This is a genomic window from Mesorhizobium sp. M7A.F.Ca.US.010.02.1.1 (assembly GCF_004023085.1).
Classification (GTDB): domain Bacteria; phylum Pseudomonadota; class Alphaproteobacteria; order Rhizobiales; family Rhizobiaceae; genus Mesorhizobium.
This window is the reverse complement of the sequence record NZ_RZRV01000006.1, coordinates 19,020-40,778: the sequence shown is the minus strand read 5'-3', so window position 1 is coordinate 40,778 and position 21,759 is coordinate 19,020. Positions and strand designations below refer to the sequence as shown.

Annotated in this window: 24 protein-coding genes and 1 pseudogene; 16 read left to right on the top strand and 9 right to left on the bottom strand. The window is 62.1% G+C overall.

From position 1 onward, the window contains the following. From purC to EOA19_RS08315, 6 genes are all read left to right on the top strand, one after another. A complete protein-coding gene (purC, locus tag EOA19_RS08340) occupies positions 1-795 on the top strand; it encodes a phosphoribosylaminoimidazolesuccinocarboxamide synthase (protein ID WP_013532127.1) in 795 nt (264 codons plus the stop codon). 43 nt (positions 796-838) lie between these two features. Beyond that, positions 839-1,081 (top strand): phosphoribosylformylglycinamidine synthase subunit PurS, encoded by a 243-nt coding sequence (gene purS, locus EOA19_RS08335; protein ID WP_023810342.1) that lies wholly within the window; start codon positions 839-841, stop codon positions 1,079-1,081. A gap of 1 nt (position 1,082) precedes the next feature. Then, the gene (purQ, locus tag EOA19_RS08330; protein WP_128303282.1) at positions 1,083-1,751 is read left to right on the top strand and encodes a phosphoribosylformylglycinamidine synthase subunit PurQ; all 669 of its coding nucleotides are present in this window, start codon (positions 1,083-1,085) and stop codon (positions 1,749-1,751) included. 84 nt (positions 1,752-1,835) lie between these two features. Further along, complete coding sequence (locus tag EOA19_RS08325) at positions 1,836-2,501, top strand: glutathione S-transferase family protein (protein WP_127810643.1); 666 nt, start codon at positions 1,836-1,838, stop codon at positions 2,499-2,501. Then, the gene (locus tag EOA19_RS08320) at positions 2,498-2,905 is read left to right on the top strand and encodes a hypothetical protein (protein ID WP_128303281.1); all 408 of its coding nucleotides are present in this window, start codon (positions 2,498-2,500) and stop codon (positions 2,903-2,905) included. The genes EOA19_RS08325 and EOA19_RS08320 overlap by 4 nt, the downstream gene beginning before the upstream one ends. Positions 2,906-2,908: 3 nt before the next feature. Further along, positions 2,909-3,550, top strand: coding sequence for a Pr6Pr family membrane protein (locus EOA19_RS08315; protein ID WP_128303280.1), 642 nt, complete (start codon positions 2,909-2,911; stop codon positions 3,548-3,550). A 78-nt stretch (positions 3,551-3,628) separates the two neighbouring features. On the opposite strand, the gene EOA19_RS08310 is transcribed toward EOA19_RS08315, so the two are convergent. Further along, positions 3,629-3,880 carry a DUF1127 domain-containing protein gene (locus tag EOA19_RS08310; RefSeq protein ID WP_128303279.1) on the bottom strand — a complete coding sequence of 84 codons (252 nt, stop codon included), beginning with the start codon at positions 3,878-3,880 and terminating at the stop codon, positions 3,629-3,631. 93 nt (positions 3,881-3,973) lie between these two features. On the opposite strand from EOA19_RS08310, the gene EOA19_RS08305 reads away from it, so the two are divergent. The 6 genes from EOA19_RS08305 (at position 3,974) to EOA19_RS08280 (ending at position 10,623) form a co-directional block, all read left to right on the top strand. Beyond that, complete coding sequence (locus EOA19_RS08305) at positions 3,974-5,383, top strand: PLP-dependent aminotransferase family protein (RefSeq protein ID WP_128303278.1); 1,410 nt, start codon at positions 3,974-3,976, stop codon at positions 5,381-5,383. Between the two features lie 119 nt (positions 5,384-5,502). Beyond that, on the top strand, positions 5,503-7,734 hold the full coding sequence (gene purL / locus EOA19_RS08300) for a phosphoribosylformylglycinamidine synthase subunit PurL (protein WP_023810335.1): 2,232 nt from the start codon (positions 5,503-5,505) through the stop codon (positions 7,732-7,734). 45 nt (positions 7,735-7,779) lie between these two features. Beyond that, the gene (locus EOA19_RS08295) at positions 7,780-8,301 is read left to right on the top strand and encodes a hypothetical protein (RefSeq protein ID WP_128303277.1); all 522 of its coding nucleotides are present in this window, start codon (positions 7,780-7,782) and stop codon (positions 8,299-8,301) included. Positions 8,302-8,434: 133 nt separating this feature from the next. Beyond that, positions 8,435-8,668, top strand: a complete 234-nt coding sequence (locus EOA19_RS08290) for a BolA family transcriptional regulator (protein WP_010909092.1) — start codon at positions 8,435-8,437, stop codon at positions 8,666-8,668. Between the two features lie 181 nt (positions 8,669-8,849). Next, positions 8,850-9,185, top strand: coding sequence for a Grx4 family monothiol glutaredoxin (gene grxD, locus EOA19_RS08285; protein WP_006332883.1), 336 nt, complete (start codon positions 8,850-8,852; stop codon positions 9,183-9,185). A gap of 253 nt (positions 9,186-9,438) precedes the next feature. Beyond that, positions 9,439-10,623 (top strand): multidrug effflux MFS transporter, encoded by a 1,185-nt coding sequence (locus EOA19_RS08280; RefSeq protein WP_245486115.1) that lies wholly within the window; start codon positions 9,439-9,441, stop codon positions 10,621-10,623. On the opposite strand, the gene EOA19_RS08275 is transcribed toward EOA19_RS08280, so the two are convergent. The 4 genes from EOA19_RS08275 to rpsD all read right to left on the bottom strand — a co-directional run bounded on the left by EOA19_RS08275 (position 10,607) and on the right by rpsD (position 13,512). Continuing rightward, on the bottom strand, positions 10,607-11,023 hold the full coding sequence (locus EOA19_RS08275; protein WP_128303276.1) for a hypothetical protein: 417 nt from the start codon (positions 11,021-11,023) through the stop codon (positions 10,607-10,609). The genes EOA19_RS08280 and EOA19_RS08275 overlap by 17 nt on opposite strands. A 61-nt stretch (positions 11,024-11,084) precedes the next feature. Continuing rightward, positions 11,085-11,912: an inositol monophosphatase family protein gene (locus tag EOA19_RS08270; RefSeq protein ID WP_128303275.1), complete on the bottom strand. Its 828-nt coding sequence runs from the start codon at positions 11,910-11,912 to the stop codon at positions 11,085-11,087. Continuing rightward, positions 11,902-12,786: a tRNA 2-thiocytidine(32) synthetase TtcA gene (gene ttcA / locus EOA19_RS08265; RefSeq protein WP_128303274.1), complete on the bottom strand. Its 885-nt coding sequence runs from the start codon at positions 12,784-12,786 to the stop codon at positions 11,902-11,904. The genes EOA19_RS08270 and ttcA overlap by 11 nt, the downstream gene beginning before the upstream one ends. A 108-nt stretch (positions 12,787-12,894) precedes the next feature. Next, entirely contained in the window at positions 12,895-13,512 is a 618-nt protein-coding gene (gene rpsD, locus EOA19_RS08260; protein WP_023759539.1) for a 30S ribosomal protein S4, read from the bottom strand. 375 nt (positions 13,513-13,887) lie between these two features. Between rpsD and EOA19_RS08255 the strand changes: the two genes are divergently transcribed. Then, entirely contained in the window at positions 13,888-14,097 is a 210-nt protein-coding gene (locus EOA19_RS08255) for a hypothetical protein (RefSeq protein WP_023810329.1), read from the top strand. An 84-nt stretch (positions 14,098-14,181) separates the two neighbouring features. On the opposite strand, the gene EOA19_RS08250 is transcribed toward EOA19_RS08255, so the two are convergent. From EOA19_RS08250 to EOA19_RS08240, 3 genes are all read right to left on the bottom strand, one after another. After that, on the bottom strand, positions 14,182-14,370 hold the full coding sequence (locus tag EOA19_RS08250) for a DUF3008 family protein (RefSeq protein ID WP_023810328.1): 189 nt from the start codon (positions 14,368-14,370) through the stop codon (positions 14,182-14,184). 64 nt (positions 14,371-14,434) lie between these two features. Further along, positions 14,435-15,235, bottom strand: a complete 801-nt coding sequence (gene murI / locus EOA19_RS08245; protein ID WP_023810327.1) for a glutamate racemase — start codon at positions 15,233-15,235, stop codon at positions 14,435-14,437. Then, the gene (locus EOA19_RS08240) at positions 15,228-16,142 is read right to left on the bottom strand and encodes an RNA methyltransferase (protein WP_128303273.1); all 915 of its coding nucleotides are present in this window, start codon (positions 16,140-16,142) and stop codon (positions 15,228-15,230) included. The genes murI and EOA19_RS08240 overlap by 8 nt, the downstream gene beginning before the upstream one ends. 215 nt (positions 16,143-16,357) lie before the next feature. On the opposite strand from EOA19_RS08240, the gene EOA19_RS08235 reads away from it, so the two are divergent. The 3 genes and pseudogenes from EOA19_RS08235 to EOA19_RS08225 all read left to right on the top strand — a co-directional run bounded on the left by EOA19_RS08235 (position 16,358) and on the right by EOA19_RS08225 (position 18,797). Next, positions 16,358-17,569 (top strand): NADP-dependent isocitrate dehydrogenase, encoded by a 1,212-nt coding sequence (locus EOA19_RS08235; protein WP_128303272.1) that lies wholly within the window; start codon positions 16,358-16,360, stop codon positions 17,567-17,569. A gap of 10 nt (positions 17,570-17,579) precedes the next feature. Next, a complete protein-coding gene (locus tag EOA19_RS08230) occupies positions 17,580-18,200 on the top strand; it encodes a glutathione S-transferase family protein (RefSeq protein WP_128303271.1) in 621 nt (206 codons plus the stop codon). A gap of 15 nt (positions 18,201-18,215) precedes the next feature. Beyond that, positions 18,216-18,797: pseudogene (locus tag EOA19_RS08225) on the top strand (demethoxyubiquinone hydroxylase family protein). Positions 18,798-18,803: 6 nt separating this feature from the next. Here EOA19_RS08225 and alaS read toward each other — a convergent pair. Then, a complete protein-coding gene (gene alaS / locus EOA19_RS08220; protein ID WP_128303270.1) occupies positions 18,804-21,470 on the bottom strand; it encodes an alanine--tRNA ligase in 2,667 nt (888 codons plus the stop codon). Positions 21,471-21,759: the final 289 nt, after the last annotated feature.

Sequence of the window (21,759 nt, the reverse complement as noted above, 5' to 3'; positions counted from 1 at the left end):
ATGAAAAATCGCCGCCGCATTTATGAAGGCAAGGCCAAGATACTCTATGAGGGACCCGAACCGGGCACGCTTATCCAGTTCTTCAAGGACGACGCCACCGCGTTCAACAAGAAGAAGCATGAAGTCATCGACGGCAAGGGCGTCCTCAACAACCGCATTTCCGAGTACATCTTCAACCATTTGAACCGCATGGGCATTCCGACCCATTTCATCCGCCGGCTGAACATGCGCGAGCAGTTGATCAAGGAAGTCGAGATCATTCCGCTCGAAGTGGTGGTGCGCAACGTCGCCGCCGGTTCGCTGTCCAAGCGGCTCGGCATCGAGGAAGGCACCGTTCTGCCGCGCTCGATCATCGAATTCTATTACAAGGCCGACGCGCTCGACGATCCGATGGTGTCGGAAGAGCACATCACTGCGTTCGGCTGGGCGAGCCCGCAGGAGATCGACGACGTCATGGCGCTGGCCATCCGCGTCAACGACTTCCTCTCCGGCTTGTTCATGGGCGTCGGCATCCAGCTCGTCGACTTCAAGATCGAATGCGGCCGGCTGTTCGAGGGCGACATGATGCGCATTGTCGTCGCCGACGAGATCTCGCCGGATTCCTGCCGCCTGTGGGACGTGGCGACGCAGGACAAGCTCGACAAGGATCGTTTCCGCCGCGACATGGGCGGCCTCGTCGAGGCCTACCAGGAAGTTGCCCGCCGCCTCGGCATCATGAACGAGAACGAACCGCCGCGCCCGACCGGCCCTGTGCTCGTCGCCTCGACCGACGGTCTCAAAGGCAAGCCGCACTGATCGCGGCTTGCGAACTGATAGTCAGAACAGGAGCATGTCCAGCGTGATCAAGGCCCGCATTACCGTCACCCTCAAGAACGGCGTGCTCGACCCGCAAGGCAAGGCGATAGAACACGCATTGTCGGGCCTTGGCTTCGGCGGCGTCGGCGCGGTGCGGCAGGGCAAGGTTTTCGACGTCGAGCTGGCCGAAAGTGACAAGGCCAAGGCCGAAGCCGACCTCAAGGCCATGTGCGACAAGCTGCTGGCGAATACGGTGATTGAGAATTACGCGGTGGAGATCGCCTAAATTGAAATCAGCCGTCGTCCTCCTGCCCGGCCTCAATCGCGACCGCGACATGATCGCAGCGTTGACCAAGATTTCGGGAACACCGCCAATCACCGTCTGGCAGACCGACACCGAAATCCCCGATGTCGACCTGATCGCCATTCCAGGCGGCTTTTCCTTCGGCGACTATCTGCGTTGCGGCGCGATCGCGGCGCGCATGCCGGTCATGCGGGCTGTGGCCGAAAAAGCGGCCGCCGGCGTTACGGTCATCGGCGTCTGCAACGGTTTCCAGATCCTGGTCGAGGCCGGCCTGTTGCCGGGCGCCTTGATGCGCAACACCTCGCTGAAATTCGTCTGCCGGCAGGTGAAGCTCGAGATCACCAATGCCAACACCATGTTCACCCGCCGCTATCAGCCGGGCCAGATCATCCGCTCGCCGGTCGCGCATCATGACGGCAATTATTTCGCCGACGCCGACACGCTTGCCCGCCTCGAAGGCGAAGGCCAAGTGGTGTTCCGCTATGCCGAGGGCACCAACCCCAATGGCTCGATCAACGACATTGCCGGCATCGTCAACAGCCAAGGCAATGTGCTCGGGCTGATGCCGCACCCGGAAAACCTGATCGAAGCAGCCCATGGCGGCACCGACGGCCGCGGACTGTTCGAGAGCGCTCTCGGCATCGCCGCCTGACGATATCGAAGCGAACAGCTTGAAAACAGCCGGACATTCCTGTTTCTTTGGAGCAAGTCTGGTTCATTGGGGAGAGAGACGGTCATGAAACTCTATTCGCGGCCGTTGTCGCCCTACTCGTCGATCGTGCGGGCACTGGCCTACATCAAGGACGTACCACTCAAGATCATCGCGCCGCCGCCCGGTTTCCCCATCCCGGAAGAGTTTCGCGCCATCTCACCGATGAACCGGATTCCGGTGCTGATCACCGGCTCGGGCGAGACGATCGTCGAATCGGTGGTCATCGCCGAATATCTCGAGGAACGGTTCCCGGAACCGGCGCTGCTGCCCCCCGATTCCAAGGACCGCGCGCTGGTGCGTATGTTCGCCCGCATCACCGATCTCGATGTGCTGACACCGATGATGAAGCTTTTCGAGCTTCATTCCGTGCCGAAGCGAAACAATGCCGAGATCGACGCCCAGTTCGCCCGCCTACATCATGGACTGGCAGCGATCGAGGCCCGCATGGCGCAAGGGCCCTTCGCACTCGGCGACGACATTAGTTTCGCCGATGCCTGGCTGACGCCGACGCGGTTCATCTTCAACAATTTCCGGGCCATGACGGGACGCCACGACCTGCTCGATGCCTATCCCAAATTCGACGCCTACCAGCAGATCGCCTCGCAACACCCGGCATTGTCGAGGGTGTGGGGCGAGATGACCGATGGTTTGAAGATTTTTCTGTCCGAGCTTGAGATGGGTGCCGCTTGATTAAGTCGAAGACGATCGCGCTGGTCGCCGCGGCGGGCTTTGTGCTGGCATCTTGCCAGTCGACGCCAAAGAGCACGCCTGTTCCCTCAGGCAAAAGTGCTGCGCTGCTGGCCATGGAACAAGTGGCGATCGCTGCCCACAAATGCTGGATCGCCAGCAAGGACCCAGCCTTCAAACCGTACCAGATGGCCAATGAGCTGAATTCGTTCAGCGGCACGCCGCGTTTCCTGCTGGTGCCGGCCAAGCACTATGGCGGCAAACCTTTGCTGGTCGTGCAGGCGCAAGGCAATTCTAGCCGTGTCGACGTCTTCGGACCGCTGATGAACGATCCGCTCGGCGCCCGCATCGGCTCGGACATCGCTCGTTGGCAGACCGGCAATCCGGCCTGCGCCGCGACGGCCTAGCCCATGGGCCGCTTTCTGCAGATTGTGGGGCTGGTCATCGGTCTGGCCGGGCTCATCCTGCAGTTCTGCATCAGCATTCCGGCATCGATGGAAGCAGGCCGCAGCCTGCTTGGCTCCGTCATTTTCGTCTTCAGCTTCTTCACCATCTTGACCAACATCGGCGCGGTGCTGGTGTACATGTCGCTGCTGTCACCCACCTTCTATGCCTGGGTGCCGGCCTTTGCAGGCGCGCGGATGCGGGCCGGCGTTGCCGCTTCGATCGCGCTGGTTTTTATCATCTATGCAACGGTCCTGGCACAACTCTGGCAGCCGCAGGGGCTGTTCCTGCTCTGCGACGTCCTGCTGCATTATGTGACGCCGGTGCTCTTCGTGCTGTGGTGGTTGATATCGGGCGCTGACGGCAGGACGCGCTGGAGCGACATTTCCTGGTGGGTGATCTATCCCATCGCTTATCTGGTCTATGCGCTGGTGCGGGCGCCGTTTGCCGGCGAGGTGCCCTACCCTTTCCTGGACATCGCCAAGAACGGCGCGACCAGCGTCGTCATCTCGGCCGCAGCCATCACCGGACTTTTCCTCGTGCTGTGCGTGGTCGCCGTCCTTGCGGACCATGGCATTGCTCGCACCAGGGCATCGAGCGTCCGTTAGAACTGTGCGGACGTCCTGTCCGCATTTCCAGGGACCATTATCTTTCCCAAAAACCGGTTCCCACTTTTGGGATCACGGTCAGTCCCAGAACGGCCTGATGCCCTCGCGGTGGGCATCGCAGCGCGAGATGCCGATATCCTTGAGCTGGTCGTCGGTCATCTCCAGCAGCGCCAACCGGCTGCGGCGGCGATCCAGCAGGTTGTCGATCCATCTTGCCAGCGACCTCAGCACGCGCACAAGGCGGCTGACAAAGCCGCGCTGAACCGACGGGCGTATCGATTGGCCTGATAATGCAGCGCTCGAATGACGTATTGTCGCGATTGTATTCATTTTCTTTCTGCCGATGGTCTAAATTGTACCCTTTTTTGCACGCGATTGATATGTATTGACTCATGTGCCGGTGCAATATAGAAAATTGTCACCATGACAAATTGGCTTCCAGATCTCACTGCCGGCTCCGGCCCGCTGTATCAGCGGCTGGCGGATTCCATCGAGACGGACATCGATCGCGGCGTGATCGATGCCGGCGCAAAGCTGCCGCCGCAACGCGACCTCGCCTACGACATCGGCACCACCGTCGGCACGGTCGGCCGGGCCTATCAATTGCTGCGCGAGCGTGGGCTGGTGAGCGGCGAAGTCGGGCGTGGAACCTATGTGCTCGGCCAGCGCGCGAAGCCGGATTTTCCGGCTCCGGACGTCGGCGGCGAAGGCACACGCTATATCGATGCGCCTAAAGGCAAGCTGCGTTTCGACAGCACCGCAGCACCCGATATCGGCCAGGGCGACATCGTCGCCGGTGTCCTGTCGCGCACGGCGCAGGACCATCCACATGAGATTTCAAGCTACACGCGGGAGTTTCCCGACCGCTGGTACGAAGCCGGCGCCCGCTGGTTGGCGCGCAATTCGTTTCGTCCGAGTGCCGACACCATCGTTCCCACGCTCGGCACCCATGCGGCGGTGATGGCGGCAATCGCGGCGCTCACCATGCCTGGCGACTATGTTGCCTTCGAGCACCTCACCTACTCGCAGATTTCCCGCAGTGCCGGCCTGATCGGCAGGCGCACCGCGCTGGTGGCATCGGACGAGGAAGGCATCGATCCGCAGGATTTCGAGCGCGTCTGCGCGCAAAAGCATCCCAAGATGATCTTCCTGATGCCGACTGCGCAGAATCCGACGCTGGCCACCTTGTCGGCGGCGCGCCGCGAGGCGATCGCCCATGTCGCACGCGAATACAACGTCGTCCTCATCGAGGACGACCTCTATGGCAATCTGACCGATGATCCGACACCATTGCTGGCCGAGTATGCGCCTGAACGCACCATTGTCGCGGGCGGCCTGTCGAAGTCGGTCGCAGCCGGTGTACGCGGCGGCTGGCTTTCTTGCCCGCCCGCCTACCGCCACCGCATCCGTGTCGCTCACAAGATGATGACCGGCGGCATGCCCTTCCTGCTGGCGGAGGTGAATACAAGGCTGGTGCTGTCAGGTCAGGCGGATGAGATACGCAAGCGCAGCATCGCCGAAATCGGCGCCCGCATCGCCATCGTGCGCGAGACTTTGGCCGGCTTCGCATTCAAGTCGCATGACAGGGTGCCCTTTGTCTGGCTGTCCCTGCCCGACCCCTGGCTTTCCGGCACCTTCAAGAACGCCTGCCTTGAGCACGGCGTGCTGATCGACGACGAGGACGAATTCAAGGCCGGACGCTCCGAGCAGGTTTTCCATGGCGTCCGCTTTGGCGTTTCGCAGCCGAGACAGCGCGAGGACATAGCCGAAGGCGTCGCGGCGATCCGGCGACTTCTCGATGAAGGCCGCGCCGGCTACGACAGCTTCTCCTGACATTGCGTGGCTTTGTCCGGTTTTCCGTCGTTTTTCGTCAATCCATGGGTGTATCGGCCGCAAGGCTTGCGATAAGACGGGACTCAAAATCCCAACGTCCCGGATATAAATCGCCGCCCATGACCATTTCCAATTCCGTGCCGATCACCCCTGAGCTCATTGCCTCACACGGGCTCAAGCCCGACGAGTATCAGCGCATCCTCGATCTTGTCGGGCGCGAGCCGAGCTTCACCGAACTCGGCATCTTCTCGGCGATGTGGAATGAGCACTGCTCCTACAAATCCTCGAAGAAGTGGCTGCGCACGCTGCCAACCACCGGTCCGCAAGTCATCCAGGGGCCGGGCGAGAATGCCGGCGTGGTCGACATCGGCGACGGCGACTGCGTCGTCTTCAAGATGGAGAGCCATAACCACCCGTCCTATATCGAGCCTTACCAGGGCGCGGCGACCGGCGTCGGCGGCATATTGCGCGACGTCTTCACCATGGGCGCGCGGCCGATCGCGGCGATGAATGCGCTGCGCTTCGGCTCGCCTGACCATCCCAAGACCCGGCATCTCGTTTCAGGCGTGGTTTCCGGCGTCGGCGGCTATGGCAACGCCTTCGGCGTGCCGACAGTCGGTGGCGAGGTCAATTTCGACGCCCGCTACAATGGCAACATCCTGGTCAACGCCTTTGCGGCGGGCCTTGCCAAAACCGATGCGATCTTCCTGTCGGAAGCCAAGGGCGTCGGCCTGCCGGTCGTCTATCTCGGCGCCAAGACTGGCCGCGACGGCGTCGGCGGCGCCACCATGGCTTCGGCCGAATTCGACGACAAAATCGATGAGAAGCGCCCGACAGTGCAGGTCGGCGATCCCTTCACCGAAAAATGCCTGCTGGAAGCCAGCCTCGAACTGATGGCCTCGGGCGCCGTCATCGCCATCCAGGACATGGGTGCCGCCGGCCTCACCTGCTCGGCGGTCGAAATGGGCGCCAAGGGCGACCTCGGAATCGAGCTCGATCTCGACAAGGTTCCTGTGCGCGAAGAGCGCATGAGCGCCTACGAAATGATGCTTTCGGAAAGCCAGGAGCGCATGCTGATGGTGCTGCGCCCGGAAAAGGAAAAGGAAGCCGAGGCGATCTTCCACAAATGGGGGCTCGATTTCGCCATCGTCGGCAAGACCACCGACGATCTGCGCTTCCGCGTTCTGCACCAGGGCGACGAGGTCGCCAACCTGCCGATCAAGGATCTTGGCGACAAGGCTCCGGAATATGATCGGCCGTGGACCGAACCGAAAAAGCCGGCGCCGCTGGCCGCCAATGACATTCCGCAAGCCGACGTTGCAGACGCGCTGCTGAAGCTGCTCGGCGGGCCCGACCTGTCTTCGCGGCGCTGGGTGTGGGAACAGTATGACACGTTGATCCAGGGCAATTCGCTGCAGCTTCCAGGCGGCGATGCCGGCGTGGTCCGGGTCGAAGGCCATGCGACCAAGGCGCTCGCCTTCTCCTCCGACGTGACGCCGCGCTATTGCGAGGCCGACCCCTATGAGGGCGGCAAGCAGGCGGTGGCCGAATGCTGGCGCAACTTGACCGCCACCGGCGCTCTGCCGCTGGCCGCAACCGACAACCTCAATTTCGGCAACCCGGAACGGCCTGAGATCATGGGCCAGCTGGTCGGCGCGGTGAAAGGCATAGGCGACGCCTGCCGTGCGCTCGGATTCCCGATCGTCTCCGGCAATGTCTCGCTCTACAACGAGACCAACGGCCAAGGCATCCTGCCAACCCCGACCATAGGCGGCGTCGGGCTGATCGCCGATTGGTCGAAGATGGTGCGGATCGGCTTTGCGGCCGAGGGCCAGATGATCCTGCTGGTCGGCGCACCGGCGTCCTGGGGAACGCATCTTGGCCAATCGGTCTATTTCAGGGACGTACACGGCCGCACGGATGGCCCGCCGCCGCCGGTCGATCTCGATCACGAAAAACGCGTCGGCGACCATGTGCGAGCGCTCATCGCCTCCGGCATCGTCACGGCGGCGCACGACGTTTCCGATGGCGGTGTCGCCGTTGCGCTTGCCGAGATGGCGATGGCGTCCGGAATCGGCGCCGCCGTTCCCGGGCTTGTCGGCACCGACCCGATCCCGGTCTGGTTCGGCGAGGATCAGGGCCGTTATCTCCTGACGCTGTCGATCGATCCGCATGGTGACGAATGGGACGCCATTCGCAAGCAGCAGGGCGAACTCGGCATCTTCGCGCCGTGGATCGGCTCGACCGGGGGCAACGCGCTGAAGCTTGGCGACGCCAGGGCAATCCCGGTCAGCGAACTCTCCGCGGCGCACGAAGGCTGGTTCCCCCGCTTCATGGACCAGGCCAGTTGACGAGAGCATGATCCCGAAAAGTGGGAACGGTTTTTCGGGAAACTCATGATCAATCACAGGAAACTGGCTGCCCGGGCGCTGCTTGCAGTCGTCTTCTGGCCGTCGTTGTTCTTCTTCTGGTTCCTGGGACCGTTCGTCTTTTTCCTGCTGTCGACAACCTCAAGCGAGGTGTGCATGCGGCTGGAAACGCGCGCGGAGTTCCTTGCCGCAGCCAATGGCGCCATCCCCATGCTCATCGCGCAGAATCTCGTCTACGCGGTCCCGATCGTCTGCCTGGTTCTGTGGGACCGCCTGGCGCCGGATCCGGCACGGGCAAGGCATATCGTCACCTGCATCAAGCTTTTTGCCAGCGCGGTGGTCGTAGGCGCGTTGTGGGAGTACGGCTCGTCGTTGACCTGCGACGGCTACGGCCAGGCGTTCTTCTCGCCGGCTTGGCAAATGACGAGCTATCTTCCCATTGTCAGCCTCGTGCTCAACTTGCCGCTCTATGTACTTGCCTTCAGCCTTGGCCGTGCTTTCTCGACACGTGACGACGTTGCCGAGGATGAAGCAAGCCCACCGGCCTAGTCTTTCTCTGAAACCATCGAACCGTCTTGCCGTTGGTGGGACAGAACGGCTTCAATCCGGACCGGAAAGGCTTTAGGCTCGCCCGACTCTCATCTTATGGCCGGCTGCCGGCCGCTCGAAACAGGATTTTGCCATGGCAATGGATGCCCACGACATCGAAAAACTGATCAAGGACGGCATTCCAGACGCCAAGGTGACGATCCGCGATCTCGCCGGCGACGGCGACCATTATGCGGCCGAGGTGGTGGCCGAGAGCTTTCGAGGGAAAAGCCGCGTGCAGCAGCACCAGATGGTCTATGACGCGCTGAAAGGAAATATGGGTGGCGTGCTGCACGCACTGGCGCTGCAGACCAGCGTTCCTGACTGAGCCGCACCGGAACAACCGCAACCACGCGGATCAGTGTCGAGAGAACCGCTTGGCCCAACACGGCTCATCCTTTGCGCCATTTCAGCCACGGCACGGCTAACGTCTTGTTTCGAGCAATCGTTGGGTTTATTTGAAGGGATATGTTTCGAGCCTGACTCCCACAGGCGGGAAAGGATTTTCCATGAGCGGTATCAACGACTACATCGACAATGAAGTGAAGGGCAACGACGTCGTCCTTTTCATGAAGGGCACGCCCGGTTTCCCGCAATGCGGATTTTCCGGCCAGGTCGTCCAGATCCTCGACTATATCGGCGCCGACTACAAAGGCGTGAACGTTCTGGACTCGGCTGAACTGCGCCAGGGCATCAAGGAATATTCCAACTGGCCGACGATCCCTCAGCTCTACGTCAAGGGCGAATTCGTCGGCGGCTGCGATATCATCCGCGAGATGTTCCAGGCCGGTGAGTTGCAGACATTCCTCGTCGAGAAGGGCGTCAGCGTCAAAGGCGCCGCCTGATTTCTGTTTGTGCATATTGCCATCCGAAGGTTGATTTTGATTTTCGGGGTCATGCACAAAGGCGCCGGGAGCAGCCCACCTCGGCAATTTTCATGTCCTGAACCCAGGACCAAGACGAGCCAATGCGCCGGCCCGCCGGCGCATTTTCGTTTGAAAGATCGGACTTGCCGTGGACCAGTCAAAACCAGAGCCGCAATCGGCAAGCAAACTGCCCATTCCGCGCTGGGAGTTCATAGCCCTATGCGCGGCGCTGATGGCGCTGAACTCGCTGGCCATCGATATCATGCTGCCCGCGCTGCAGCAGATCGGCGCCTCGCTCGGCGTCGAAAATGAAAACCACCGGCAGTACGTCATAACGGCCTACATTCTGGGCTTCGGCGGCGGACAGTTGTTCTTCGGGCCGATCTCGGATCGCTTCGGGCGTCGCGCACCGCTGGTCGCCGGGCTGGTGATTTATGTCGCCGCGGCGGCGGCTGCCGCCATTGCGCCAAGCTTTGAAACACTTCTGCTGTGCCGGGCCGTGCAAGGCATCGGTGCGGCCGCCACCCGCGTCATCGCCGTCTCGATCGTGCGCGATACGTTCGACGGCCGGCGCATGGCCGAGGTGATGTCGCTGATCTTCATGGTGTTCATGGCGATACCGGTCATTGCTCCCGGCATTGGCCAGTTCATCATGCTGTTTGCGACCTGGCATTGGATCTTTGTCACCATGGCCGTCGGTGCGCTCCTCGTCTCGGCCTGGTCGCTGCTGCGCCTGCCTGAAACGCTGCATCCCGAACATCGCCGGCCGCTGACCGTGAACTCCATTGTTGGTGGGTTTCGCATCGTGCTCACCAACCGCATTGCGATCTGCTATGCCTTCGCCAGCACCTTCATCTTCGGCGCCATGTTCGGCTTCATCGCTTCGGCGCAGCAGATCTATGTGGACATCTTCCATGTCGGCGAGATGTTCCCGGTCATCTTCGCCGGGGTTGCGGGCGTGCTCGCCTTCTCCAACTTTCTGAATTCGCGCCTTGTCGGCCGCATCGGCATGCGCCGCCTGTCGCAGAGCGCGCTGCTGCTGTTCCTGGTCATCAGCCTTGCCTGGCTGGTCGTTTCGCTGGAAATGAAGATGCCGCTCTGGCTGTTCATCACCTTCTTTGCCTGCGCAATGCTTCCGTTCGGTGCGCTCGGCGCGAACTTCAACGCGCTGGCCATGGAGCCGCTCGGCCAACTGGCCGGCACGGCGTCGTCGATCCTCGGTTTCATGCAGACGTTTCTCGGCGGCATTCTCGGCACGCTGATCGGCCAGGCCTTCAACGGCACGGTGACGCCGCTGGCCGCCGGCTTCTGCAGCGTCTCGGTCGCGGCGCTGCTGATGATCTTCATCGCCGAGCGCGGCAAGATGTTCCAGCCACAGAACCCGCCCGTTTCAGGGCACATCACCGACTTGCATTAGCACCTTCAAGAGCTGCCGTGAATCGAGGAGCAAGCATGCGCCCCGCGATTGCTCCACCCATGCTGTGCGAAAAGGGCAATGGCAGAGCTTCATCCAGTGCCTTGAGGATTGAGGCCACGAAGGCCCGGCTGAGCTGGGCATCGGCGCCCAGATCGGAATATGTGGCGCGAGGCTTGCCGATCAATGTGCCGTCGCGGCGAAGCGAGAACCGCAACGTGAGGGACATGCCCGCGGTTCCGGGTGGCGGCTTCCAGCAGGCATAGATCGCGTCCGACATCTCCTTTATCGTATCGACGGGATCGGGACTGCGACAGCTGCGCTCTTGCGATGTTGCTTCCTGGGAACTGGCAAACAAGACGGCGGCAAGAGCCGTGGCGACAAATGCGAACCGAGGTTTCATTCGAGAGCCTCCGGATTTGCGTAAGATAGCATCGCTCCTTCGGCTAACGCAGCAATTAATCCTATTGCGCCCAGAGTTCGCGGCGCAATTCGTCCCAGCTTTCGCGATCGGGCGCGACAAGCAGGCCGCCGCCGAGATGCGAGGGCAGATAGGTGCTGCCGTCGAAGCGCGCCGCATGGCCGCCGGCCTCGGTATGGATCAGCACGCCGGCCAGATGATCCCACGGCATCAGCTTGTTGTAGACGACGAAGTGGGCATGGCCGCTCGCCAACAGGCGGTATTCGTGCGCGGCGCAGCGATAGGCGAATTGCGACAGGATCTTCGTCTGGTTGCGCGCCAGCCGCGACCGCTCCGGCTCGGCCATATATTGCCAGGAGACGGAGCCGGTCATTTCCGAGATCGGCGCGAGTGCCGCGACGTGCACCTTCTCCAGTCTGCCATGCGCATGCCGGATATGGCTGCCGGCGCCCTTGGCACCAATCAGCCAGTCCTTGCCGACGGGATCGTGGATGATGCCGGCAACCGTCTCGCCCTGGACCACGACCGCCAGCATGACGCCGAACAGCGGCACGCCGGAGGCGAAGTTGAAAGTGCCGTCGACCGGATCGATGACGAAGGCCAGATCGGCATCCCCCAGACCATCGAGCAGTGCTGGATTGTCGGAACAGGCCTCCTCGCCGACGATCATCGCCTGGGGATAGCGCTCGCGCAGCCGCGCGGTGATCAGCCGCTCGGCATTGACGTCGGCTTCGGTCACGAGGTCGGCAGCCGACGTCTTCTGGCGGATGTCGCCCTCACCAAGCCGGCGAAAGCGCGGCATGATCTCGGTCAGCGCCGCCTCGGCCAGAATGCCGGCCAGCCAATCGATTGCGGTGTCGTCAAATGTCATCGGAAATGTCTTGCCTTGTGGTGAGGGTGTCGTTGAGGGCAGCGAAGTCGAACAGCTTTCTGTCGAGCAGATGCGATGGCCTGCTGTTCGACAGCGCCCGCAGCATCGTATCCTTGCGGCCCGGCATGCGCTTTTCCAGGTCCTCGAGCATCGCCTTCATGGCGTTGCGCTGAAGACCTTCCTGGCTGCCGCAGAGATCGCAGGGAATGATCGGGAAATGCATGGCGGCGGCGAATTTTTCCAGATCGGCCTCGGCGCAGTAGCTCAATGGCCGCAGCACCATGACGTCGCCCTCGTCGTTCAGCAGTTTTGGCGGCATGGCGGCGAGACGGCCGCCATGGAAGAGATTCATGAAGAAGGTTTCGAGAATGTCCTCGCGATGGTGGCCGAGCACCAGCGCCGAGCACCCCTCCTCGCGCGCAATGCGGTAGAGATGGCCGCGCCTGAGGCGAGAGCAGAGCGAGCAATAGGTGCTGCCCGCAGGCAGCTTGTCGGTGACGACGGAATAGGTGTCCTGATACTCGATGCGATGCGGGATGGCGTATCTGTCGAGATAGTCCGGCAGGATATGTTTGGGGAAATTGGGCTGGCCCTGATCGAGATTGCAGGCCAGAAGATCGACCGGCAAGAGCCCGCGCCATTTGAGGTCGAGCAGCACCGCGAGCAGGCCGTAGGAATCCTTGCCGCCAGACAGGGCAACGAGCCAGCGCTGGCCGGGCTTGACCATCGAGAAATCCTCGATCGCCTGCCGGGTCAGCCGCAGCAGCCGCTTGCGCAATTTGTTGAATTCGACCGAGGACGGCACGTCGGCGAACAGCGGATGGAAGCCGCCTTCGCTGTCGGCGATCGGTTCGATGTCTGGAAGCATGTTCATGGCATGTCGCTTTCAGTGGCCCAGAGCGCCGGATTAGCGGACATGACCGACAAAGAAAAGGCCGCCTCGACGGGCGGCCTTTGCTTGGTATCGCAGAACGCGCTCGTTTTAGCGCGAATAGAATTCGACGACCAGGTTCGGTTCCATCTGCACGGCGAACGGAACGTCCGCAAGGCCAGGGATGCGCGAGAAGGTCGCGACCATCTTGTTGTGATCGGCTTCGATGTAGTCCGGCACGTCGCGCTCGGCGAGACCGACCGCTTCCAGAACGATGACCAGCTGCTTGGACTTTTCGCGCACTTCGACGACATCGCCCGGCTTGCAGCGATACGAGCCGATATTGACACGCTTGCCGTTGACGTTGACGTGGCCGTGGTTGACGAACTGACGGGCGGCGAAAATGGTCGGCACGAACTTCGCGCGGTAGACGACCGCGTCGAGACGCGATTCGAGCAGGCCGATCAGGTTCTCCGAGGTGTCGCCCTTGCGGCGGTCAGCCTCTTCATAGACCTTGCGGAACTGCTTTTCCGAAACATCGCCATAGTGACCCTTCAGCTTCTGCTTGGCGCGCAGCTGCAGGCCGAAATCGGAAAGCTTGCCCTTGCGGCGCTGGCCATGCTGGCCAGGACCGTATTCACGCTTGTTGACCGGGGACTTCGGGCGGCCCCAGATATTTTCGCCGAGACGGCGGTCGATCTTGTACTTCGCGGATTCGCGCTTGCTCATCGCATTCCCTTTTCAAAACAATACACCCGGAACCTCATGGTCCGGGTGAAGGAAACGCGCCCTCCTCTGGCCTCCGTTTTCGAGACCTGACAGGGTTTTCCCACGCAACGCGGCGGAAAACCCACGGGACACGTCAGTTCAAACAAGATAGTAGAATTGGATTTCCACGCATCTTGCCCACATAAAGAAAACCACCGGGCATTGCGGCCCGGTGTTGGCGCGCTGATTAAACGGAGATTTAACCGGTGTCAAGCTTGTGGCTGGCGTAGGCCATGGCGACGATATAGCGTCTCTGGGTTGAGTACAGTGCCGGATGTGGCGGGAGGTTGCGCCAGCGGCATCAGGAAGGGACCGGAGCAGAGGAGCTACATTCGCATGAAGAAATTCTTCCTTACCCTGACAGGAGCCGCTGTGTTGGCGGGATCCATGGCGGTCCTGACACCGGAGCCGGCGGAGGCCAGGCATTGGCAAGGACACCGGCATCACCAGGCTTGCCGCATCGTGATCAAGAAGAAGGTTATCTGGCGGCACGGCCACAAGAAGGTCATACGCTACAAGATCAAGCGCTGCAGCGGGCGCTGGTAGGCTCCTATCCGGTCTCAGGCGGCCGATATCATTTCAAAGCCCGCGGTCTTGGCCGCGGGCTCTTTGATTCCGGATGCTTAACCCTTAGTCTTTCGACTTCTTCTCCGGCAGGCCCTTGCGCTTCGTCTCGGCGAATTCCTCGAGCTGCTTTTCGCTCATCGATTCGTACATTCCCTTGGAAGCGCCCTGGAGTTCGCTCTTCTTGGTCTCGCCGCGCTTGGCCGACAGAGCCGCGCCGGCGGCTTTCTGCTGGGCTTTCGAGGTGGCTGGCATGGCTCTTTCTCCCGTTAGAATCTGGAGAAAAACGCAACGACTGCCGTGATGTTCCGCTTCGCAATCACGACATCGCCAGCCCGAAGCCCTGTATTAGGCGACGGGTCGGAAAATCGGCTCTTTTCGATGTGAAGACGGCAAGGTCGGGGCCTTCAGGCAGCATCTCGCCACGACCGCTCGGATCGATGTCGGCGAGAAGCGACAGCGCCCGGCGCGCGATCGCTTCAGCGGGGTCGAGCCAATCGACCGGCCAGGGCGCCGTCTTGCGCATGCGATTGGCCAGAAAGGGGTAGTGTGTGCAGGCGAGCACGACGATATCCGTACGCAGCGCATCATGTTCGACGAAGCACGGCGTAATCTCGGTGCGCACGGCTTCTTCATCGACGAAGCCCTCACGCATGTAGATCTCAGCCAGTCCCGCCAGCCTGTCGCTGCCGACCAGGCGGACATGGCATTTCTGCGCCCATTTGCTGATCAGGTCGCGCGTGTATTGGCGCTTGACGGTGCCAGGCGTCGCCAGCACCGAAACCAGCCCTGAGCGCGTGCGTTCCGCCGCCGGCTTGATCGCAGGCACCATGCCGACGAAAGGATGCTCGGGAAATCTATCGCGCAACGCATCGATCACCAACGTCGAGGCGGTGTTGCAGGCGATGACGGAAATGGCCGGCGCAAAGCGCTCCAGCAGTTTGCCGAACAATTCGAGTATATGCGCCCTCAGCGCCGGCTCTTCCCAAGCGCCGTAGGGAAACGCAGCGTCGTCGGCGACATAGATGAAGCGGCGGTCGGGCATCAGCACGCGTGCCTCGCGCAGCACGGTAAGCCCGCCGATGCCCGAATCGAACATCAGGATCGGCCGCTCAGTCATTGTCGGTTCCTTTTCCGCCAAGCGGCGGTATGTCATCGTCCTTGCCGGTGTCGGCAAAGCGCGCCGCCTCCGCCTTGCGGGCACGCGCGGCGGCCGCGGGCAAGCGCCGCGGATCGTCGCCAGGGGACCCGTCGCCGCGCGGCATCGCCGGAGAAAACCTGTCGAGCGACGAGATGATGCCGCGCAGCACCTTGAGCTCCGGTTCGGCAAAGCCGGGGCGTGTGAGCACCGCGCGCAGATTGTCGACCATTTTCGGCTTCTTCGGCGCCGGCCGGAAATAGCCGCGCGCTTCCAATGCGCCTTCCAGATACGCAAACAGGCCGTGCAATTCTTCCTTGCTTGCCGGCTTCATGTCCGGGCCGGAAAAATTGGTCTTGGTCTCATCTTCCAGGCCGGACTTCATCCATTCATAGGACATCAGCAGCGCGGCCTGGGCGATGTTGAGCGAGGAGAAATCGGGATCGACCGGGAAAGTGACGATCTCGTCGGCCAAGCCGACCTCGTCATTGTAGAGGCCGAAGCGTTCGCGTCCGAACAGGATGCCAGTGCGTTGTCCCATTGCATGATGGGTCCGAAGCATCCTGCCCGCCTCCACCGGCCCGCGCACGGATTTGAAGCCGTCGCGCTGCCTGGCCGTGGTTGCGAAGACAAAATTCAAGTCGGCGAGCGCCGAGGCCAGGTCGTCGAACACTCTCACGGCGTCGATGACATGGTCGGCGCGGCTGGCCGCCGCGCGTGCCTTCTCGCTCGGCCAACCATCACGCGGGTTGACCAGGCGCAGCTCCGACAGACCGAAATTGGCCATGGCGCGCGCGACCATGCCGATGTTCTCGCCAAGCTGCGGCTCGACGAGGATGATCGCCGGGCCGGCGACTGCAATGCTATCGGGATCTTTGATGACGGGCATGATTGTCAATGAACTGCTGTTTGCGGCATTTCAGCGTCCCTGCCATATTCGGCCGGGAAAATGAAGCATTCGCAAATGACGACGGCTCTGGCCTCCAATTCGTGACCGATCGCCGTTTGCGTGGCCAAAAGCGCTTTGATATACGGGCGACATCTCCCGGCCCAACGCCACGCGGGCAAGGCCGTCCCATATCCCAGCAACGAGGCATTCTTTCCATGGCGAAGATCAAGGTGGCGAACCCGGTCGTCGAACTCGACGGCGACGAGATGACCCGCATCATCTGGCAGTTCATCAAGGACAAGCTGATCCATCCTTATCTCGACCTCAAGCTTGAATATTACGACCTCGGCATCGAGCACCGCGACGCCACCAACGACCAGGTGACCATCGATTCGGCCAACGCCATCAAGAAACACGGCGTCGGCGTGAAATGCGCGACGATCACCCCCGACGAGCAGCGCGTCGAGGAGTTCAAGCTGAAGAAAATGTGGAAGTCGCCGAACGGCACCATCCGCAACATCCTCGGCGGCACCATCTTCCGCGAGCCGATCATCATGAAGAACGTGCCGCGCCTGGTGCCCGGCTGGACCAAGCCGATCATCGTCGGCCGCCATGCCTTCGGCGACCAGTACCGCGCCACCGATTTCCGCTTCCCCGGCAAGGGCAAGCTGACCATCAAATTCGTCGGAGAGGACGGCCAGGTGATCGAGCACGATGTGTACGACGCGCCCGGCGCCGGCGTCGCCATGGCCATGTACAATCTCGACGAGTCGATCCGCGAGTTTGCCCGGGCGTCGCTGAACTACGGCTTGCTGCGCAACTATCCGGTCTATCTGTCGACCAAGAACACCATCCTCAAGGCCTATGACGGTCGCTTCAAGGACATCTTCCAGGAGGTCTACGAGGCTGAATTCGAGGCCGAGTTCAAGTCGAAGAAGCTGTGGTACGAGCACCGCCTGATCGACGACATGGTGGCCTCCGCCCTGAAATGGTCAGGCGGCTATGTCTGGGCCTGCAAGAACTATGACGGTGACGTGCAGTCCGACACCGTTGCGCAGGGTTTTGGGTCGCTCGGCCTGATGACCTCAGTGCTGATGACACCGGACGGCAAGACGGTGGAAGCGGAAGCCGCGCACGGCACCGTCACCCGCCATTATCGCCAGCACCAGAAGGGCGAGGAAACCTCGACCAATTCGATCGCCTCGATCTTCGCCTGGACGCGCGGCCTCGCGCACCGCGCCAAGCTCGACGACAATGCCGACCTGAAGCGTTTTGCCGACACGCTGGAAAGGGTCTGCATCCAGACGGTGGAGTCCGGTTTCATGACCAAGGACCTGTCGCTGCTGATCGGTCCCGACCAGCCATGGCTTTCGACCACCGGCTTCCTCGACAAGATCGACGAGAACCTGCAGAAGGCGATGGCGTAAGCTAGGGCCTATGGCCAAGCCGGTCGTCTACGGGGCGGATTACAGCGTCTATGTGCGCATCGTCCGCCTTGCGCTCGAGGAAAAAGCCCTCGACTACGAGCTTGTGCCGGTCGATGTCTTCGCCACTGGCGGCATTCCCGCCTGGTATTTCGAGCACCATCCGTTCGGCCGCATCCCGGCGTTCGAGCATGACGGGTTTCGGCTCTTCGAGACGAGCGCGATTGCCAGATATGTCGACGAAGTATTCGACGGGCCGAGCCTTCAGCCGACGGAGGCTCGCGGCCGCGCACGGATGAACCAGATCATCGGCATGCTCGACGCCTACGCCTACAGGTCGATGGTCTGGGATGTCGCCGTCGAGCGGCTGGAGAAGGATGCGCCCGACGAGACCCTGATCGCCAATGGCATTTCGCAGGCGAGCAAAGCGCTGCAGACGCTCTCTTCGCTGAAAGCGCCGGGCTCGTGGTTGCTGGGCGATCGGCTGACACTGGCCGACCTGCATGCAGCACCGATCATCGGCTATTTCGTCAAGGCCGCCGAGGGGCAAAAGCTGCTGGCCGAGTTTGCCGAGATCCAGGCCTGGTGGGATCGCGTTGCAAAGCTCCCACGCTTTGCCAACCGGCTGACATAAGGCTTGGGCGCGTCCATGGATGATCTTTCTCACCAGGACGCACTCACGGTCGCCAGAATAGTCCGAGTGAACCACGCCGGCGAGTTCGGGGCGATCCGAATCTATTCGGCGCAGATTCTTGTCGCCAAGCGCTTTTGGCCAGATTGCGTGCCGTCCTTGTCGGAGATGCTTGGGCACGAGCGCAATCACTGTGCCGCCTTCCGTGCCGCCATGCCGTAGCGGCAGTCGCGACCGTGCCGGGTGATGCAATTCTGGAGCTGGGGCGGCTGGCTGCTGGGTTTTCTGACCGCCCTGCTCGGACCGCAAGGCATCTGGGCCTGCACCGCAGCGGTCGAAGCGGCGGTGCATCGCCATCTCGACGATCAGCTGTTTTTCCTCGCCGAACGCGATGGCGAACTGCACGGCATCATCCTAGCGATCCGCGAGGAAGAGCTTGCCCATCTCCATCACGCCGAGGAGCAGCTGAAATCGCCTGGACCGCTGCTCAACCTTTTGCGGTCGACGATCTCGGTCGCCACGGACAGCCTGATCTGGCTGTCCACCTGGGGCGATTCCAGCAGAATGACGCATGCGCTGAAAGCGGCAAAGCGTCCCTGATGAACGCTAGGCTGCTTCCAGCGCAGCCCTTACCGCGGCGATCGCGTCGGCCGCTTTGGAAGCATCGGGGCCACCGGCTTGTGCCATGTCGGGCCGACCGCCGCCGCCCTGCCCGCCCAATGCGGCGGAGGCCACGCGCACCAGATCGACGGCGCTGAAGCGGCCGATGAGGTCGTCGGTGACGGCCACCACGACGCTTGCCTTGTTGTCTTCGCCGGCGCCGACGAAGACGACGACGCCGGAGCCGAGCGAGCTCTTGCCGGCATCGGCCAGCGGCTTCAAATCCTTCGGCGAGACACCGGAGACCGTCTTGCCGAGGAAGCCGACACCGGCGACCGTCTCATTGGCGGCTGGAGCATCGGCTGACGATCCCCCGCCCAGCGCCAGCTTCTTGCGCGCCTCGGTCAATTCCTTCTCGAGCTTCTTGCGCTCTTCGAGCAGCGTCTCGACGCGCGCCGGCACATCGGCCGGCGAAATCTTGAGCACGGCCGCCGTCGCCTTCAAACGCCGGTCCTGCTCGTCGAGATGTTTGCGCGCGGCTTCGCCGGTCAGCGCCTCGATGCGGCGCACGCCGGCGGCGACCGCGCTGTCCGACACGACACGCACCAGGCCGATATCGCCGGTCGCCCGGACATGCGTGCCACCGCAGAGCTCGACCGAATAGGGCCGGTTGGCCTTGGCGCCATGCACGCCGGTGCCCATCGACACGACGCGCACTTCGTCGCCATATTTCTCGCCGAACAGCGCCATGGCGCCTTCGGCAATGGCATCGTCGACCGACATCAGGCGCGTGGACACCGGGCCGTTCTGGACGACGATCTCGTTGGCCATGCGCTCGACCTCTTCGAGGTCTTCCGGTGAAATGGGCTTGTTGTGCGAAATGTCGAAGCGCAGACGCTCCGGCGCCACCAGCGAGCCCTTCTGCGCGACATGGCTGCCCAGCACCTCGCGCAGAGCCTCATGGATCAAATGCGTCGCGGAATGGTTGGCGCGCAACCTGGAGCGGCGCGCATGATCTACCTTCAGTTCGACGGCGGCGCCCGTCTTGACCGTGCCGCTGGCAACCTTGCCGATATGCACGAACAGCCCGTCGGCCTTCTTCTGCGTGTCGGAAACCTCGATCGAGAACCCTTCGCCGGAGATGACACCGGTGTCACCCATCTGGCCGCCGGACTCGGCATAGAACGGCGTCTGGTTGACGACGATCGCCACCGCGTCGCCCTTGCCGGCGCTGTCGACGGTCTTGCCGTCCCTGACCAGCGCCTGGATGATGCCTTCGGCAGCTTCAGTCTCATATCCGAGGAACTCGGTGGCGCCGGCCTTCTCGCGCACGGAGAACCAGATGGTCTCGGTCGCCGCGTCGCCGGACCCGGCCCAGTGCTTGCGCGCCTCGGCCTTCTGCTGCTCCATCGCATTGGTGAAGCCGGCAAGATCGACCGAGATGCTGCGCTGGCGCAGCGCGTCCTGTGTCAAATCGAGCGGGAAGCCATAGGTGTCGTAGAGCTTGAAGGCCGTCTCGCCATCCAGCATGTCGCCGGCATGAAGCGTTTCGGTCGCCTCCGAAAGCAGGCCGAGGCCGCGCACCAGCGTCTTGCGAAACCTGGTCTCCTCGAGCTTCAGCGTCTCGGTGATCAACTGTTCGCCGCGCAGCAGTTCCGGATAGGCCTGACCCATTTCGCGCACCAGCGCCGGCACCAGCTTCCACATCAGCGGTTCGTTGGCACCGAGCAACTGCGCATGACGCATGGCGCGGCGCATGATGCGGCGCAGGACATAGCCACGGCCTTCGTTCGAAGGCAGCACGCCATCGGCGACCAGGAAGGAGGACGAGCGCAGATGATCGGCAATGACCCGGTAGGACGCGACAGTCTCCTTGTCGGGACCATGCCCGATCGCGGACGAGGCCGCGTCGATCAGGTGACGGAACAGATCGGTCTCGAAGACGCTTTCCACCCCTTGCAGGATGGACGCCATGCGCTCCAGGCCCATGCCGGTGTCGATCGAGGGGCGCGGCAGGTCGATCCGCTCCTCCTTCGTCACCTGTTCATACTGCATGAACACCAGGTTCCAGAATTCCAGGAAACGGTCGCCATCCTCCTCCGGGCTGCCGGGAGGGCCGCCCCAGATGTGTTCGCCGCGGTCGATGAAGATCTCCGAACACGGACCGCACGGGCCGGTGTCGCCCATCGCCCAGAAATTGTCCGATGTCGCGATGCGAATGATGCGGTCGTCGGAAAACCCGGCGATCTTCTTCCAGAAACCGGCCGCCTCGTCGTCCGTATGATAGACGGTGACCAGCAGCTTGTCCTTGTTCAGCCCGAACTCCCTGGTGATCAGGTTCCAGGCAAGCTCGATGGCGCGCTCCTTGAAGTAGTCGCCAAAGGAAAAATTGCCGAGCATCTCGAAGAAGGTCAGATGGCGCGCGGTGTAGCCGACATTGTCGAGGTCGTTGTGCTTGCCGCCGGCGCGCACGCTCTTCTGGGCGGTCGAAGCGCGCGAATAGGGCCGCTTCTCCAAACCGGTGAAGACATTCTTGAACTGCACCATGCCGGCGTTGGTGAACATCAGTGTCGGATCGTTGCGCGGCACCAGCGGGCTCGACGCGACGATCTCGTGACCCTCCTTGCGGAAGTAGTCGAGAAATGTCGACCGGATCTCGTTCACGCCACTCATGAATGCTGCCTTTTCGGAAGAGCCGCCGGCAAACCGGCGGAAATGGGCTCTGCGTTTTTAGAAGATTAGGACTTGGCCTTTTAGCCGCCGCGCCTCACCCTGTCCAGAAACACGGAATTGGTCCAATCCACGGCCTTTGCGGCCATTCGAACCGGGCCTGTTTTCGCCGCCAAACGCAAAACCGCCGGCACTGGGCCGGCGGTTTCGAAACGCAATAACGCGGAACTCAATTACATAAGCCTGAGATAATAGAACGCGATTATGGCCGAACTCCGGCCGGCATCGCGCA

Excerpts from the sequence above, each read along its gene's own strand:
- purC (WP_013532127.1), top strand. The coding sequence starts at position 1 with ATGAAAAATCGCCGCCGCATTTATGAAGGCAAGGCCAAGATACTCTAT.
- EOA19_RS08325 (WP_127810643.1), top strand. The coding sequence starts at position 1,836 with ATGAAACTCTATTCGCGGCCGTTGTCGCCCTACTCGTCGATCGTGCGG.
- EOA19_RS08315 (WP_128303280.1), top strand. The coding sequence starts at position 2,909 with ATGGGCCGCTTTCTGCAGATTGTGGGGCTGGTCATCGGTCTGGCCGGG.
- EOA19_RS08310 (WP_128303279.1), bottom strand. The coding sequence starts at position 3,880 with ATGAATACAATCGCGACAATACGTCATTCGAGCGCTGCATTATCAGGC.
- EOA19_RS08305 (WP_128303278.1), top strand. The coding sequence starts at position 3,974 with ATGACAAATTGGCTTCCAGATCTCACTGCCGGCTCCGGCCCGCTGTAT.
- purL (WP_023810335.1), top strand. The coding sequence starts at position 5,503 with ATGACCATTTCCAATTCCGTGCCGATCACCCCTGAGCTCATTGCCTCA.
- EOA19_RS08295 (WP_128303277.1), top strand. The coding sequence starts at position 7,780 with ATGATCAATCACAGGAAACTGGCTGCCCGGGCGCTGCTTGCAGTCGTC.
- EOA19_RS08290 (WP_010909092.1), top strand. The coding sequence starts at position 8,435 with ATGGCAATGGATGCCCACGACATCGAAAAACTGATCAAGGACGGCATT.
- grxD (WP_006332883.1), top strand. The coding sequence starts at position 8,850 with ATGAGCGGTATCAACGACTACATCGACAATGAAGTGAAGGGCAACGAC.
- EOA19_RS08280 (WP_245486115.1), top strand. The coding sequence starts at position 9,439 with ATGGCGCTGAACTCGCTGGCCATCGATATCATGCTGCCCGCGCTGCAG.
- EOA19_RS08275 (WP_128303276.1), bottom strand. The coding sequence starts at position 11,023 with ATGAAACCTCGGTTCGCATTTGTCGCCACGGCTCTTGCCGCCGTCTTG.
- EOA19_RS08270 (WP_128303275.1), bottom strand. The coding sequence starts at position 11,912 with ATGACATTTGACGACACCGCAATCGATTGGCTGGCCGGCATTCTGGCC.
- ttcA (WP_128303274.1), bottom strand. The coding sequence starts at position 12,786 with ATGAACATGCTTCCAGACATCGAACCGATCGCCGACAGCGAAGGCGGC.
- rpsD (WP_023759539.1), bottom strand. The coding sequence starts at position 13,512 with ATGAGCAAGCGCGAATCCGCGAAGTACAAGATCGACCGCCGTCTCGGC.
- EOA19_RS08255 (WP_023810329.1), top strand. The coding sequence starts at position 13,888 with ATGAAGAAATTCTTCCTTACCCTGACAGGAGCCGCTGTGTTGGCGGGA.
- EOA19_RS08250 (WP_023810328.1), bottom strand. The coding sequence starts at position 14,370 with ATGCCAGCCACCTCGAAAGCCCAGCAGAAAGCCGCCGGCGCGGCTCTG.
- murI (WP_023810327.1), bottom strand. The coding sequence starts at position 15,235 with ATGACTGAGCGGCCGATCCTGATGTTCGATTCGGGCATCGGCGGGCTT.
- EOA19_RS08240 (WP_128303273.1), bottom strand. The coding sequence starts at position 16,142 with ATGCCCGTCATCAAAGATCCCGATAGCATTGCAGTCGCCGGCCCGGCG.
- EOA19_RS08235 (WP_128303272.1), top strand. The coding sequence starts at position 16,358 with ATGGCGAAGATCAAGGTGGCGAACCCGGTCGTCGAACTCGACGGCGAC.
- EOA19_RS08230 (WP_128303271.1), top strand. The coding sequence starts at position 17,580 with ATGGCCAAGCCGGTCGTCTACGGGGCGGATTACAGCGTCTATGTGCGC.
- alaS (WP_128303270.1), bottom strand. The coding sequence starts at position 21,470 with ATGAGTGGCGTGAACGAGATCCGGTCGACATTTCTCGACTACTTCCGC.